The sequence below is a fragment of the Salmonella sp. SAL03688 genome (assembly GCF_046551895.1).
Lineage (GTDB): Bacteria > Pseudomonadota > Gammaproteobacteria > Enterobacterales > Enterobacteriaceae > Salmonella > Salmonella enterica.
Genome location: NZ_JBGDVI010000017.1, coordinates 72,230 through 86,224, shown reverse-complemented (window position 1 = coordinate 86,224; position 13,995 = coordinate 72,230). Strand labels below are relative to the sequence as shown.

The window sequence follows — 13,995 nt, the reverse complement described above, 5'->3', positions numbered from 1 at the left end:
CCTCGCCAAAGCCTATAATCCCTGAATTCCTGGCCACACCAATACTTAACGACAAGGAATTGTTATGCGGGTTCTACGCCTTATGGCACTGCCACTATTCGCGCTCTCTCTATCGGTTAGCATAACTGGCTGCGATCAGAAAAACGATACTCTCCAGGGAAAGCAAAATAACATGACAGCGTTTATCAAGAAGATAGCCGCTAACAAAGAGTCAGAGGAAACACAACGCTATGCAGGTAATCTCAACGGTATTGAAATCAAGTTAACCTATTACTACAAAGGGGATATCGTTTTACGTCAAATATCTGAACATAAAATACTTTATAAAACCCTGAAAGCCAATAATAAAGAAGAAGCACAAAAAATGCTGAGTCAAGTCGGCGAAGCTTATCAGGGTATGCCGGGTTTGACTGAACGAATCGACTATTATGATAGCTATGCTACGGAATATGTGGATATTGATTTTACCCAGGCAAAAATAAGCGACCTCTGTAAATTGCCAGGATCATCAATTGACAACTGTTCCGCGTACTATCTGTCAATGATTCGCTCGCAGAAACTGTTGGAAGAGAGCGGGTATCATAGAATCAATTAGTATAATAATGCGTTTTCCCGGTCAGACAGGACGCTGCCGGGAACAATACCGCAGAATTACTTCGCCGCGTGTTCACGGGCCGCCAGACCGCGCAGAAAATAACGCATAAACTGATCGCCGCATTCGCGGAAGTTCTTATGATCCGGCGCGCGCATCATCGCGGTGATCTCTGGCATTGAGACACGAAACAACTGACCGGTAAGTATCGCCAGGATATCATCTGTTTTTAGCGAAAAGGCGATACGCAGCTTTTTCAGCACAATATTGTTGTTGATACGACGTTCCGCCGTCAATGCAGGCGCCGCCTCATCTTTGCCGCGTTTTTCATAAATGAGGCCATTGAGAAATGAGGACAACACGATATCCGGGCAACGCTGAAACCCCTCTTCCTCTTCTTTGCGCAACCAGATTGCAATCTGCTCCGGCGTAGCATCAACGTTACCCAGCGTCAGGATACGCGCCAGATCGGTATTATTAGCTTTTAAAATGTAGCGCACGCTACGCAGAATATCGTTACTCAGCATGAGGCCTTCGGTCGTTTCTATGGCAAAACGATATTCTAACAGTCTTTTACAGGCCAATCGCCTCTTTTAAACTTTTCAGATAGCGACGGCTTACCGGCACCGTCAGGCCGTTGCGTAAAATCAGCTCTGCCTGCCCATTATCCTCCAGCCGAATTTCTTGCAAATGGGCCATATTCACCAGAAACTGACGATGACAACGCAGTAGCGGTGTCCGGCTTTCCAGCGTGCGCAGCGTCAGCTCGGTAAACCCCTCTTTCCCTTCACTGCTGGTCACATAAACGCCGCTCATACGGCTACTGACAAAGGCGACATCATCCATTTGCAACAAATAGATCCGGCTGTGTCCGGTACAGGGAATGAATTTAAGCGCCTGCTGGTTTTCCGGCAGCAACGAAACATCCTGTTTACTGCGCTCCTGACGCAAACGATGTAACGTTTTTTCCAGCCGTTTCTCCTCTATCGGCTTGAGCAGATAATCAAAAGCGTGTTCTTCAAAGGCTTTGATGGCGTATTCGTCAAACGCGGTTAAAAAAACGATATACGGGCGGTGTTCCGGGTCAAGCATTCCTACCATCTCCAGTCCACTGATACGCGGCATCTGAATATCCAGAAACAGCACATCAGGTCGCAGCTTATGTACCGCGCCAATCGCTTCTACCGCGTTCGCGCACTCTCCCACAATCTCAATGTCATCCTGCCCCTGGAGCAAAATCCGCAGATTTTCCCGCGCTAACGGCTCATCATCCACAATCAGCACTTTAATCATGCGTCCTCCTCCAGTGGAAGTCGTAATGTAATTCGGGTAAAGCAGTCCGGCTCGCAGGCCACGCTAATACCATAATCATCGCCAAAGTGTTCGCGCAGACGTTTATCCACCAGACTCATCCCCAGCCCGCTACTGCCGGCGGAAGGCTGATACAGTCCCGCATTATCTTCAATATCTAACATCAAATGCTGCCCTTCGCGCCGGGCGCGAATAGCGACGTTGCCGGTATCAAGCAGTTGCGACGTGCCATGTTTAATGGCGTTCTCAACAATCGGCTGTAACGTAAACGCAGGCAATTTCTGACGTGAAAGCGTCGATGGAACATCAAGCTGTACCTGCAGGCGCGACTGAAAGCGCGCTTTTTCAATTTGCAGATAAGCGTTCACGTGTTCAATTTCATCCGCCAGCGTGACGATTTCCGACGGGCGTTTTAAATTTTTGCGAAAAAAGGTCGACAAGTACTGCACCAGTTGGCTGGCCTGTTCGCTGTCGCGGCGAATCACCGCTTTAATGGTATTGAGCGCGTTAAACAGAAAATGCGGATTCACCTGCGCGTGCAACAGCTTGATCTCTGACTGCGTCAGCAACGCCTTCTGCCGTTCATACTGCCCGGCCAGGATCTGCGCGGATAAAAGCTGCGCAATACCCTCCCCCAGAGTACGGTTAATTGAGCTGAACAGTCGGTTTTTCGCTTCGTACAATTTAATGGTGCCCATGACTCGCTGATTTTCGCCACGCAGCGGGATCACCAGCGTCGAGCCGAGTTTACACTGCGGGTGTAGCGAACAGCGATACGGCACTTCGTTGCCATCGGCATAAACCACCTCTCCGGTTTCAATCGCTTTCAGCGTATAACCTGATGAAATGGGTTTGCCCGGTAGATGGTGATCGTCGCCAATACCGGTAAAAGCCAACAGTTTTTCGCGATCGGTGATGGCGACGGCGCCGATATCCAGCTCCTGATATAACACCTGCGCCACCTTCATACTGTTCACTTCGTTAAATCCCTGACGCAGAATCCCCTCCGTTGACGCGGCGACCTTCAGCGCGGTAGCAGAAAATGCCGAAGTATATTTTTCGAACATGGCGCGCTTATCGAGCAAAATACGCATGAACAGCGCGGCGCCAACGGTATTCGTCACCATCATCGGCGCGGCAATATTACTGACCAGATGCAGAGCATCGTCAAACGGCCTGGCTATCAATAAAATAATCAGCATCTGCACCAGTTCGGCAACACACGTAATTGCTCCCGCCGTCAGCGGGCTAAACACTTTGTCCGGGCGTCCGCGACGTATGAGAACGCTGTGTACCAACCCGCCCAGCAGCCCTTCGACGATGGTGGAAATCATACAGCTCAGCGCCGTCATGCCGCCCATAGAATACCGATGTAACCCACCGGTCAGACCGACCAGCCCGCCGACGACCGGCCCGCCGAGTAGGCCGCCCATCACCGCGCCAATCGCGCGGGTATTGGCAATCGAATCTTCGATATGCAGCCCAAAATAAGTGCCCATAATGCAGAAGATAGAAAACGTGACGTAACACAGGAGCTTGTGCGGCAGTCGAACCGTGACCTGCATAAGCGGGATGAACAGGCGCGTTTTACTCATTAGCCACGCAATGACCAGAAACACGCACATCTGCTGAAGCAGCAGCAACACCAGATTAAACTCGTACATACCCGCAAACCACACTTCAATTAAAAGCGCGTAACATACATTGAGTACGATTAACTTTCTTTGAACTGTTGCATAAAAATATGAATTCGTGAATACGATCACTTAAACGCCGCGCCGCAACCCGCTACTTCGCGTTTTAATGCATAAAAAACAGGCAAAACTTCCTGGTTCCTAAAAGAGCGTCTAAAGTTAAACCGGGACCTCGCGAGCAAGGGTGAAACGATGGCGCTTTACACAATTGGTGAAGTGGCTTTGCTTTGTGATATCAATCCTGTCACGTTGCGCGCGTGGCAGAGACGTTATGGACTTTTAAAACCACAGCGAACGGATGGCGGTCATCGTCTGTTTAACGATGCCGATATCGACAGAATCCGCGAAATCAAGCGCTGGATAGATAACGGCGTCCAGGTCAGCAAAGTCAAAGTGCTGCTCAGTAGCGACAGTAGCGAACAACCTAACGGCTGGCGCGAACAGCAGGAGATCCTGCTGCACTATCTGCAAAGCAGTAATCTGCACAGTTTACGGTTATGGGTCAAAGAACGCGGTCAGGATTATCCAGCCCAAACATTGACCACTAACCTGTTCGTCCCGCTGCGGCGACGATTACAGTGCCAACAACCCGCCCTTCAGGCGCTGCTCGGCATTCTTGACGGTATCCTGATCAACTATATTGCGCTCTGCCTGGCGTCTGCGCGTAAGAAACAGGGAAAAGATGCGTTGGTGATCGGCTGGAATATCCATGATACCACCCGCCTGTGGCTGGAAGGTTGGGTCGCCAGCCAACAGGGATGGCGAATCGACGTGCTGGCGCATTCGCTTAGCCAGTTCCGCCCGGAACTGTTTGACGGCAAGACGTTACTGGTATGGTGCGGAGAAAACCAGACGCTGGCGCAGCAGCAGCAACTCCTGGCATGGCGCGCCCAGGGACGCGACATTCATCCCCTTGGCGTTTAAACAGCAGCTAACAAATTCGCTTTAATGTATACTCCTTTTATTAACATAAGGAGTACATAATGCGCGTAGCGAAAATCGGGGTGATCGCCCTTTTCCTGCTGATGGCTATTGGCGGTATCGGCGGCGTGATGCTGGCAGGTTACAGTTTTATTTTGCGTGCCGGGTAAGCGCGCGCGTCAGCCTTTCAAACAGGCGATCGATAATGATCGCCGCCAGCGCCACCAGCAGCGCCCCCTGGATAACATAGGCCGTATTAAAGCCGCTAAGCCCGATAATGATCGGCGTGCCTAACGTACTGGCCCCCACCGTTGAAGCGATGGTCGCCGTACCAATATTGATAATCACCGAGGTTCGGATGCCCGCCAGAATCACCGGCGCGGCCAGCGGCAGCTCAACCTGATACAACTGTTGGCGACGGCTCATTCCCATACCGCTGGCAACGCTCATCACGCTGGCAGGCACCGCGCCCAGCCCGGCCAGGGTCGCCTGCAGGATGGGCAACACCCCATACAGGATCAAGGCGATAATGGCCGGTTGCTGACCAAAACCCATGACGGGTACCGCGATCGCCAGTACCGCGACCGGCGGAAAGGTCTGCCCGACGGCGGCGATAGTCTCCACCAGGGGACGAAACTCTTTCCCACTTTCTCGCGTGACCGCAATCCCTGCGCCGACGCCCACCACGACGGCAAACAAACTTGAGATGCCCACCAACCAGAAATGGGCGAGCGCGAGGGCGGCAAAACTCTCCTGTTGGTATACCGGGCGCGGTAAATCGGGAAACAGCGCGGCGAAGAACGGCTGGCTATAAGGCAATCCAAACAGCAGAAGCAAGAACAGAACAATAAGCCAGAGAAGCGGATCACACAGTCGTTTCACGAGGGGACGTCTCCGAAAGCAGATCGCGGAAATGGAGCGTACCGCAGGGCTCGCCTTGCTGATTCGCCACCGGCAGGACGTCGCACCGACGGGCGACAAACATCGATAGTGCATCGCGTAGCGTCATCTCTTCCACCAGCGCGTCGCCGCTGAGCTGTTCATGCCGGCGTACATAATCGCCTACGCTACGTAACGAAAGCAGCCTTACGCCCAGCTCGCTGCGGCCAAAAAACGCCTGCACGAAATCATTTTCCGGCGAGGTCAGCATAGAAAGCGGCGATCCCTGTTGGATAACGTGGCCCCCGTCCATCAGCACCAGATGGTCGGCGAGGCGTAGCGCCTCGTCGATGTCGTGCGTCACCAGTACGATGGTGCGCCCCAGCAGCTGATGAATGCGGGTCATCTCCTGCTGCAATGCGCCGCGCGTTACCGGATCAAGCGCGCCGAAAGGCTCGTCCATCAGCAATACCTGCGGATCGGCAGCCAGCGCCCGCGCAACGCCGACCCGCTGCTGTTGCCCGCCGGAAAGCTGATGCGGATAACGATCGCGCAGCGCGCTTTCCAGACCCAATAATGCCATCAGTTCATCAATACGATCGTTAATCCGCGCACGCGACCACTTTTGTAGTTGCGGTACGGTGGCGATATTTTGCGCCACCGTCCAGTGGGGAAAAAGACCGATAGACTGAATGGCATAGCCCATGCGACGGCGCAGTTCAAGCACCGGCAGGCTGCGGATCTCTTCCCCGGCAAAACGGATCGTTCCGCTATCATGCTCTACCAGCCGGTTAATCATCTTCAGAGTGGTCGATTTTCCCGAACCGGAGGTGCCAATTAACACCGAAAAGCTGCCTTCGCTAAAGTGCAAATTGAGGTCGCTAACAGCCTGTTGATCGCCGAAGGTTTTACTGACATGGTTAAATTCAATCATCGGTTGCTCCCTTCAAAAACGCGATCCATAAATCAAACAGCGCGTCGATCACTACCGCCAGCGCAATCACCGGAATGACGCCCAACAGGACTAAATCAATGGCGCTGCTCAATAGCCCCTGAAACACCAGCGCGCCGAAACCTCCCGCGCCAATCAGCGCGGCGACGACGGCCATTCCCACTGTCTGAACCATTACTACCCGCAGGCTACGTAAAAAGACCGGCAGCGCCAGCGGCAGTTGCACATGCCTGAAGCGCTGGCCGCTACTCATTCCCATTGCTCTTGCGCTCTCCAGCACATCGCGCGGCACCTGATTGAGCCCGGCGACCACGCCGCGCACCAGCGGCAATAACGCATAGAGCACCAGCGCTATCAGTGCAGGCGTCATGCCGGTTCCCGCGACGCCGAATTCGGCAAGCCACGGAAACTGTTTCACCAGCCCGGCCAACGGCGCAATCAGCAGGCCAAACAGCGCGACGGAAGGGATAGTCTGGATCACATTCAGCACGGTAAACACCGGCCCCTGGCGTGAGGCGGAAAAATAACACCAGACGCCCAACGGTAGTCCGATCGCCAGCGCCGGCAGCACCGTGCCCGCCAGTAACATCAAATGTTGCACCAGCGCGGCATCGAAAACATCCTGGCGGTTGGTATACTCTTTCAGAAGCGAGAGGTTGTCGAACGTGCCTGAAAACAGCAGCGCCAGCGGGACAATGACAATTTGCGCGTGCAGCAACCAGCGCCACAGCGGCCCAACGGTAATACGGCGGATCGCATCGCTACAGGCCAGCAGCATCAGACCGAGGCCCAGCCACAATCCACTTCCCAGACTGGTACGCGCCAGCGGGCTGCCCTCCTGCGCCAACTGGGTCGCCGCCCTGCCGACTCCCCACAGCATGACAATAAAAAGCGTCTGCGCCATCATCAGCGTCAGTACGCTACCGCGTTTACCGGGTACAAAGCACAACGTAAACAGCGCGCATCCCGCGCCAGTCAGCATCCAGATGGTCGCCGGCCAGATCTCCCATAACTGGCGCCCCTCGCCGCTCACCAGACGATTCGGGGCGTAATTAATGAAAGGCAGCGCGACAGCAAGCAGGGTCAGAACAACCAACAGCAACAGCACACGATTAACCGTGATTTTTTTGGCAGCATCACTCACAGATTACTTCACCCACCCTTTTTGTCGGAGGTAATCTGCGGCGACTTTTTTCGCATCCAGCCCTTCTACGGCGATTCTGGCGTTCAACTGTTGCAGCGTTTTCTCATCAAGGCTGGCGAAAACGGGCTGTAGCCAGTCGGCTATCTGCGGATAGGCCTGTAACACCGATTCACGCACTACCGGCGCGGGGGCATAGATAGGCTGGACGCCTTTCGGGTCGCTCAGGGTTTGCAGACCCAGCGCGGCAACCGGGCCGTCGGTGCCATACGCCATCGCGGCGTTAACGCCGGATGTTTGTTGCGCGGCGGCTTTGATCGTGACCGCCGTATCGCCGCCCGCCAGCGACAAGAGCTGGTTCTGACTCAAGGTAAAATCATAGGCTTTTTCAAATGCCGGCAGCGCATCCGCCCGTTCGATAAATTCCGCAGACGCCGCCAGTTTAAAAGTGCCGCCCTCTTTCAGATAACGGCTGAGATCGGCAAGCGAGGAGAGTTTATTTTTTTCCGCGATGTCCTGACGTACCGCGATGGTCCAGGTGTTATTTGCCGGCGCAGGCGTCAACCAGACCAGCTTATTCTGCTCCGCATCCAGTTTTTTGACTTTCTCAAAGCCTTGCTTTGCATTTTTCCATGCCGGATCGTTTTCATCTTTAAAAAAGAACGCCCCGTTACCGGTGTATTCCGGATAGATATCCAGCTCTCCGGCGGTAATCGCGCCACGAACGACTGGCGTCGTCCCGAGCTGAATTTTATTGACCGTTTTAACGCCGTGGCTTTCCAGTACCTGCAAAATCATGTTGCCGAGCAGTGCGCCTTCGGTATCAATCTTTGACCCGACCGTCACGGGCGATGCCGCCTGTAGAGGTAAACTCACCGTCGCCAGCAACGACAGCGAACTTACCCATAGCTTTGAGATCGTCATGATGCTTTCCTCATCCTTTTACGGCCTTTTTCAGAGACTTGAGAAAAAAGCATAGTTGAAAAGTCTGCGTTTAACCTGGGATTTTCCGGCAGTTTAAGTGACGTGGCAGGCAATAAAAGGGGGGACAGGAAAAGTCATTGCCAGACAGGGCGCTGCTATCGCGCCCTGTTGACGGCAGGCTTACAGTAGCTCGAACGATCCTTGTTTAACGCGAGCGGAATCCACGCCGATAAAGACGTTGAACTTGCCGGGTTCCGCGTCATATTTCATCTGCTGATTCCAGAACTTCAGCGCCTCGATATCAATCGGGAAACTCACGGTTTTACTTTCGCCGGGCTTGAGGGTGATTTTTTCAAAGCCTTTTAATTGCTTCACCGGGCGGCTCATTGACGCCGTGACATCCTGTAAGTACATCTGGATGACCGTAGCCCCTTCGCGTTTACCGGTGTTCGTGACCTCTACGCTGGCCGTGACTTTGCCGTCGCGTTGCATTGTCGGTGAGGAGAGCGTGACGTCAGACACCGTAAATGTGGTGTAGCTCAGACCGTAACCAAACGGATAGAGCGGGCCATTCGCTTCGTCAAAATAACGTGAGGTGTATTTGTTTGGCTTTTCAGGATTATACGGGCGTCCCGTATTGAGATGGCTGTAATAGACCGGAATTTGTCCCACCGAACGCGGGAAGGATATCGGCAATTTGCCTGACGGGTTGTAATCGCCAAACAGCACATCGGCAATGGCGTTGCCGCCTTCCGTCCCGGCAAACCAGGTCTCCAGAATCGCATCGGCCTGTTGATCTTCTTTTACCAGCGCCAGCGGTCTGCCGTTCATTAATACCAGTACCAGCGGCTTACCGGTGGCTTTCAGAGCGGTGATTAAGTCGCGCTGACTCTGCGGAATGGTGATATTGGTACGGCTGGAGGCTTCATGCGCCATCCCCTGCGACTCGCCTACCACTGCGACCACTACATCGGCCTGTTTCGCCGCCTGCACCGCCTCATCAATCATCGCCTGCGGTGAGCGCGGATCGATTTTCACTGCCTCTTCATACAGGTTTAAGAAATCGACGATATCTTTATCGTTAGTGATATTCGCCCCTTTGGCATAGAGGATCTTCGCCCCGTCGCCGACGGCATTTTGAATACCCGCCAGCACCGTCACCGACTGATTCGCAACCCCAGCAGCAGACCAGCTTCCCATTACATCACGTTGACTGTCGGCCAGCGGCCCAACAACGGCAATGGTGCCCGATTTTTTCAGCGGCAGCGTTTCCAGCCGGTTTTTCAGCAGTACCACACTTTCCCGCGCCACTTCCCGCGCCTCTTTACGATGCAGGCGGCTTTCGGCATTGGTGTCCACCGGGTCGCTCTCTTTCGGCCCCAGATGGCTATAGGGGTCGTTAAACAATCCCATGTCATATTTTACGTTGAGCACATGGCGCGTCGCGTCGTCCAGTTCCGCCATCGTCACTTTGCCCGACTTAATCAGACCCGGCAGATATTTGCTGTAATACTCATCCGCCATGCTCATATCCACCCCTGCCTTTAGCGCCACGCGCACCGCATCTTCCGGGTCGGCCGCGGTGCCGTGTTTAATCAGTTCTTTAATAGCGCCGTGGTCGGAAACGGTAATTCCCTTAAAGCCCCACTCATCGCGCAGGACATCTTTCAATAGCCAGGAATCTGACGTCGCAGGCGTGCCGTTCAGCGAGTTCAGCGCCACCATCACCGCGCCGCTCCCCGCATCCAGCCCCGCTTTGTAAGGCGGCATATAGTCATTAAACAGACGCTGGGAACTCATATCCACGGTGTTGTATTCTTTACCGCCTTCAACGGCGCCATAGGCGGCAAAATGTTTCACGCTGGTCATCACCGAGTAGCGATCCGCCGGACTTTTGCCCTGCATCGCTTTCACCATGGTTTCGCCCATGATGGAGGTTAAATATGTATCTTCGCCAAAGCCTTCGGAGGCGCGTCCCCAACGCGGATCCCGGGAGACATCCACCATCGGCGCCCAGGTCATATTCAGACCGTCGTCCGCCGCTTCATACGCCGATACGCGTCCTACGGTTCTTACCGCATCCAGATTAAAAGAAGAAGCCAGACCGAGGCTTATCGGGAAGACGGTTCGCTGGCCGTGTACCACGTCATAGGCAAAAAAGAGAGGAATTTTCAGGCGGCTCAACGCCATCACCTGATCCTGCATTTGACGGATATCCTGGCGGGTGACGGTATTGAAAATCGCCCCTACCTGCCCGTCTTTGATCATCTCGCGAATCGCTTCTTTCGGGTTATCAGGGCCGACGCTAATCAGACGTAACTGACCAATTTTTTCATCGACAGTCATTTTCTTGAGTAAATCCGTGACGAACGCGTCGCGCGCTTCGGGCGTCAGCGGGTGATTGCCAAACAGGTTTTCCGCCAATGCTGGCTGCATCGCCAGACTCACAGCAACACCTACTGAACATAACCATTTCATGTTGAGTCTCTCTTTATCTTTATCCCGACGAGGCGGTAAAAACAGAATAAAAACCGCAGTTTGCCATAAGCCTAAACGCGAGAGGAGAAGAAAGCGAAGGTTATTCTCCTAATTTTCCACACAGTCGAATACGCAGCCGCCAGCAAATGGTATCAAGGCGGCAAATGAATACCACCAACACAGAGACAATTTGAATGAGAAAGCGTATTGTCATACCAAGCGCTATGCTTAACGCTGATATTTTGTCCCACCACAAGGAGTGGAGAATGTCTTCCATAACAATGACTGATAATAAAACGTTCCTGAATGAGCTGGCCCGCCTGGTAGGCCATTCTCACCTGCTGACAGACCCCGCCAAAACCGCCCGCTATCGCAAGGGTTTCCGTTCCGGTCAGGGCGACGCGCTGGCCGTTGTTTTCCCGGGTTCGTTACTGGAACTGTGGCGTGTGCTCAACGCCTGCGTTAACGCTGACAAAATTATTCTGATGCAGGCCGCCAACACCGGTCTGACGGAAGGCTCCACGCCGAACGGCAACGACTACGATCGCGATATTGTGATTATCAGCACCCAGCGGCTGGATAAGCTGCACTTACTGGATAACGGCCAACAGGTTCTGGTCTGGCCCGGTACGACGCTCTATGCGCTGGAAAAAGCGCTTAAACCGCTGGGCCGTGAACCGCACTCGGTGATTGGTTCGTCGTGTATCGGCGCGTCGGTCATCGGCGGCATCTGTAATAACTCCGGCGGCTCGCTGGTGCAGCGCGGCCCGGCCTATACCGAGATGTCGCTCTTTGCCCGTATTGACGAGCAAGGCAAACTGCAACTGGTCAATCATCTGGGTATCGATCTTGGGCATACCCCGGAGCAGATCCTGAGCAAGCTGGATGATGAACGGATTAAAGATGAGGATGTGCGTCACGATGGTCGTCATGCGCACGATCACGACTATGTGACGCGGGTACGAGATATCAACGCCGATACGCCCGCCCGCTATAACGCCGACCCGGACCGTTTGTTTGAATCTTCCGGCTGCGCCGGAAAACTGGCGGTTTTTGCCGTTCGCCTTGATACCTTTGCAGCGGAAAAAAATCAGCAGGTTTTTTATATCGGCACCAATCAGCCCGCGGTACTGACTGAAATCCGTCGGCATATTCTGGCGAACTTCGACAATCTGCCAGTGGCGGGAGAATATATGCATCGCGATATCTACGATATTGCGGAGCAGTACGGTAAAGATACCTTTCTGATGATCGATAAACTCGGCACCGACAAGATGCCATTCTTTTTCACGCTAAAAGGCCGAACCGATGCGATGCTGGAAAAAGTAAAATTTTTCCGTCCGCATTTCACCGACCGCGCGATGCAGAAATTCGGCCACCTGTTTCCCAGCCATCTGCCGCCGCGAATGAAAAACTGGCGCGATAAATATGAGCATCATCTGCTGTTAAAAATGGCGGGAGACGGCGTCGCAGAAGCGCAACGCTGGCTGAATGAATTTTTTAAATCCGCTGAGGGCGGTTTCTTCACCTGTACGCCGGAAGAAGGCAGCAAAGCCTTCCTGCACCGCTTCGCCGCTGCTGGCGCAGCGATTCGTTATCAGGCCGTACACGCTGATGAAGTGGAAGATATCCTGGCGCTGGATATCGCCCTGCGCCGCAACGATACCGACTGGTTCGAGCATCTGCCGCCGGAAATCGACAGCCAACTGGTACATAAACTCTATTACGGTCACTTTATGTGCCACGTTTTTCATCAGGACTATATCGTGAAGAAAGGCGTCGACGTCCATGCGCTGAAAGCGCAAATGCTGGAGCTGTTGCAGGCGCGCGGGGCACAATACCCGGCCGAGCACAACGTTGGACATCTGTATAAAGCGCCGGAAACGCTGACGCGTTTTTATCGGCAAAATGACCCAACCAACAGTATGAACCCCGGTATCGGCAAAACGAGTAAGCGGAAATTCTGGCAGGAAAATACGCCCGACGAAACGCATTAACACCGTGTGGTTTACCGTGAATGCCCGGCGGCGCGATGCCTGCCGGGCCTGCGGCGACTTAATCGTTCTGTGCGGTTTGCGCTCCGGCGCTGGCGCTGGCTGCCGCCATTTGCGCGGCTTTTTGCTTTTTATAGCTCAGCGCGGCAGCCGGAACGGGCATGACTTTACCGGTTTCAATCCATGTACGCAGGCGACTGGCGTCCGCAAAGTGAGTATATTTGCCGAACGCGTCCATGACCACCAGCGCGACCGGTTTGTTATTGATCATGGTACGCATCACCAGGCAATGCCCCGCCGCATTGGTAAAGCCGGTTTTCGTTAACTGGATATTCCAGTTATCACGGTAGACCAAATGGTTGGTATTGCGGAACGGCAGCGTATACGCCGGATGCGAGAATGTCGCCATATCTTCGCGCGTGGTGCTTAGCTGGCCAATCAGCGGGTATTGCTTCGTGGCAATCAGCAATTTTGTTAAATCCCGCGCGGTCGAGACGTTATGAATCGACAGCCCCGTTGGCTCAACAAAGCGGGTATGCGTCATGCCCAGCGCTTTCGCCTTCGCATTCATCGCTTTAATAAATGCGTTATAACCGCCGGGATAATAGTGCGCCAGGCTTGCCGCCGCACGGTTTTCGGATGACATCAACGCCAGCAGCAACATATTTTTGCGGCTAATTTCGCTGTTCAGGCGTACGCGGGAGTAAACCCCTTTCATTTCCGGCGTCTGGCTGATATCGACCTTCAGTATTTCATCCAGCGGCAATCGCGCGTCGAGCACGACCATCGCCGTCATTAATTTGGTTATCGAGGCAATCGGACGCACCAGATCCGGGTGGTTCGAATAGATCACTTTATTGGTGTTGAGATCAACAATCATTGCGCTACCGGAGGCAATCTCAGGTTGAGACGCCGCGGTTGTCGCTGCCGTTTTCGCCACGGCCTGCGGGGCAAAAGGTACGGCCAACATCAGAGCAAGGCTCAGGAATGAAGCTCGGAATTTCAGCATGATGAGATTTCTGATAATGATTCACGCGCGTCGTAACGCACACCGCCTGAGCTAAGATTATACTCAAGCTAGCAGTGGCATCATAGCGGCACGCCAGCGT

At 53.7% G+C, this 13,995-nt stretch carries 13 protein-coding genes; 4 read left to right on the top strand and 9 right to left on the bottom strand.

Translation table 11 applies throughout. The features are described from left to right. Positions 1–64 precede the first annotated feature (64 nt). Positions 65–595 (top strand): YehR family lipoprotein, encoded by a 531-nt coding sequence (locus tag ACLJR2_RS16940; RefSeq protein ID WP_001265351.1) that lies wholly within the window; start codon positions 65–67, stop codon positions 593–595. Positions 596–651: 56 nt separating this feature from the next. On the opposite strand, the gene ACLJR2_RS16935 is transcribed toward ACLJR2_RS16940, so the two are convergent. The 3 genes from ACLJR2_RS16935 to ACLJR2_RS16925 are packed head-to-tail and all read right to left on the bottom strand — an operon-like array spanning position 652 to position 3,567. Next, entirely contained in the window at positions 652–1,119 is a 468-nt protein-coding gene (locus ACLJR2_RS16935; RefSeq protein WP_000950422.1) for a DUF1456 family protein, read from the bottom strand. A gap of 46 nt (positions 1,120–1,165) precedes the next feature. Next, positions 1,166–1,885, bottom strand: coding sequence for a two-component system response regulator BtsR (btsR, locus tag ACLJR2_RS16930; RefSeq protein ID WP_000598637.1), 720 nt, complete (start codon positions 1,883–1,885; stop codon positions 1,166–1,168). Then, complete coding sequence (locus tag ACLJR2_RS16925) at positions 1,882–3,567, bottom strand: sensor histidine kinase (RefSeq protein ID WP_000272850.1); 1,686 nt, start codon at positions 3,565–3,567, stop codon at positions 1,882–1,884. The genes btsR and ACLJR2_RS16925 overlap by 4 nt, the downstream gene beginning before the upstream one ends. A 222-nt stretch (positions 3,568–3,789) precedes the next feature. Here ACLJR2_RS16925 and mlrA point away from each other — a divergent pair, with 222 nt between their 5' ends. After that, the gene (gene mlrA / locus ACLJR2_RS16920) at positions 3,790–4,521 is read left to right on the top strand and encodes an HTH-type transcriptional regulator MlrA (RefSeq protein ID WP_001240418.1); all 732 of its coding nucleotides are present in this window, start codon (positions 3,790–3,792) and stop codon (positions 4,519–4,521) included. Between the two features lie 59 nt (positions 4,522–4,580). Next, the gene (locus tag ACLJR2_RS16915) at positions 4,581–4,688 is read left to right on the top strand and encodes a protein YohO (RefSeq protein WP_001261696.1); all 108 of its coding nucleotides are present in this window, start codon (positions 4,581–4,583) and stop codon (positions 4,686–4,688) included. On the opposite strand, the gene ACLJR2_RS16910 is transcribed toward ACLJR2_RS16915, so the two are convergent. The 5 genes from ACLJR2_RS16910 to bglX form a co-directional block, all read right to left on the bottom strand. Further along, on the bottom strand, positions 4,669–5,400 hold the full coding sequence (locus ACLJR2_RS16910; RefSeq protein WP_000824854.1) for an ABC transporter permease: 732 nt from the start codon (positions 5,398–5,400) through the stop codon (positions 4,669–4,671). The genes ACLJR2_RS16915 and ACLJR2_RS16910 overlap by 20 nt on opposite strands. Continuing rightward, complete coding sequence (locus ACLJR2_RS16905) at positions 5,384–6,331, bottom strand: ABC transporter ATP-binding protein (RefSeq protein WP_000569166.1); 948 nt, start codon at positions 6,329–6,331, stop codon at positions 5,384–5,386. Before ACLJR2_RS16905 ends, ACLJR2_RS16910 begins: the two co-directional genes overlap by 17 nt. Beyond that, positions 6,324–7,493, bottom strand: a complete 1,170-nt coding sequence (locus ACLJR2_RS16900) for an ABC transporter permease (RefSeq protein WP_001278120.1) — start codon at positions 7,491–7,493, stop codon at positions 6,324–6,326. The genes ACLJR2_RS16905 and ACLJR2_RS16900 overlap by 8 nt, the downstream gene beginning before the upstream one ends. 3 nt (positions 7,494–7,496) lie before the next feature. Then, positions 7,497–8,414 (bottom strand): ABC transporter substrate-binding protein, encoded by a 918-nt coding sequence (locus ACLJR2_RS16895; RefSeq protein WP_001533832.1) that lies wholly within the window; start codon positions 8,412–8,414, stop codon positions 7,497–7,499. A 180-nt stretch (positions 8,415–8,594) separates the two neighbouring features. Further along, complete coding sequence (gene bglX / locus ACLJR2_RS16890) at positions 8,595–10,892, bottom strand: beta-glucosidase BglX (RefSeq protein ID WP_000871555.1); 2,298 nt, start codon at positions 10,890–10,892, stop codon at positions 8,595–8,597. A 266-nt stretch (positions 10,893–11,158) separates the two neighbouring features. Between bglX and dld the strand changes: the two genes are divergently transcribed. Further along, complete coding sequence (gene dld / locus ACLJR2_RS16885; RefSeq protein ID WP_000095242.1) at positions 11,159–12,889, top strand: D-lactate dehydrogenase; 1,731 nt, start codon at positions 11,159–11,161, stop codon at positions 12,887–12,889. A gap of 58 nt (positions 12,890–12,947) precedes the next feature. Here dld and pbpG read toward each other — a convergent pair whose 3' ends face one another. After that, the gene (gene pbpG / locus ACLJR2_RS16880) at positions 12,948–13,895 is read right to left on the bottom strand and encodes a D-alanyl-D-alanine endopeptidase (protein WP_000911552.1); all 948 of its coding nucleotides are present in this window, start codon (positions 13,893–13,895) and stop codon (positions 12,948–12,950) included. Between the last annotated feature and the right edge of the window lie 100 nt (positions 13,896–13,995).

What these genes read in the sequence shown, in the direction of transcription:
- ACLJR2_RS16940 (WP_001265351.1), top strand. Translation starts at nt 65, where the DNA reads ATGCGGGTTCTACGCCTTATGGCACTGCCACTATTCGCGCTCTCTCTA.
- ACLJR2_RS16935 (WP_000950422.1), bottom strand. Translation starts at nt 1,119, where the DNA reads ATGCTGAGTAACGATATTCTGCGTAGCGTGCGCTACATTTTAAAAGCT.
- btsR (WP_000598637.1), bottom strand. Translation starts at nt 1,885, where the DNA reads ATGATTAAAGTGCTGATTGTGGATGATGAGCCGTTAGCGCGGGAAAAT.
- ACLJR2_RS16925 (WP_000272850.1), bottom strand. Translation starts at nt 3,567, where the DNA reads ATGTACGAGTTTAATCTGGTGTTGCTGCTGCTTCAGCAGATGTGCGTG.
- mlrA (WP_001240418.1), top strand. Translation starts at nt 3,790, where the DNA reads ATGGCGCTTTACACAATTGGTGAAGTGGCTTTGCTTTGTGATATCAAT.
- ACLJR2_RS16915 (WP_001261696.1), top strand. Translation starts at nt 4,581, where the DNA reads ATGCGCGTAGCGAAAATCGGGGTGATCGCCCTTTTCCTGCTGATGGCT.
- ACLJR2_RS16905 (WP_000569166.1), bottom strand. Translation starts at nt 6,331, where the DNA reads ATGATTGAATTTAACCATGTCAGTAAAACCTTCGGCGATCAACAGGCT.
- ACLJR2_RS16895 (WP_001533832.1), bottom strand. Translation starts at nt 8,414, where the DNA reads ATGACGATCTCAAAGCTATGGGTAAGTTCGCTGTCGTTGCTGGCGACG.
- bglX (WP_000871555.1), bottom strand. Translation starts at nt 10,892, where the DNA reads ATGAAATGGTTATGTTCAGTAGGTGTTGCTGTGAGTCTGGCGATGCAG.
- dld (WP_000095242.1), top strand. Translation starts at nt 11,159, where the DNA reads ATGTCTTCCATAACAATGACTGATAATAAAACGTTCCTGAATGAGCTG.
- pbpG (WP_000911552.1), bottom strand. Translation starts at nt 13,895, where the DNA reads ATGCTGAAATTCCGAGCTTCATTCCTGAGCCTTGCTCTGATGTTGGCC.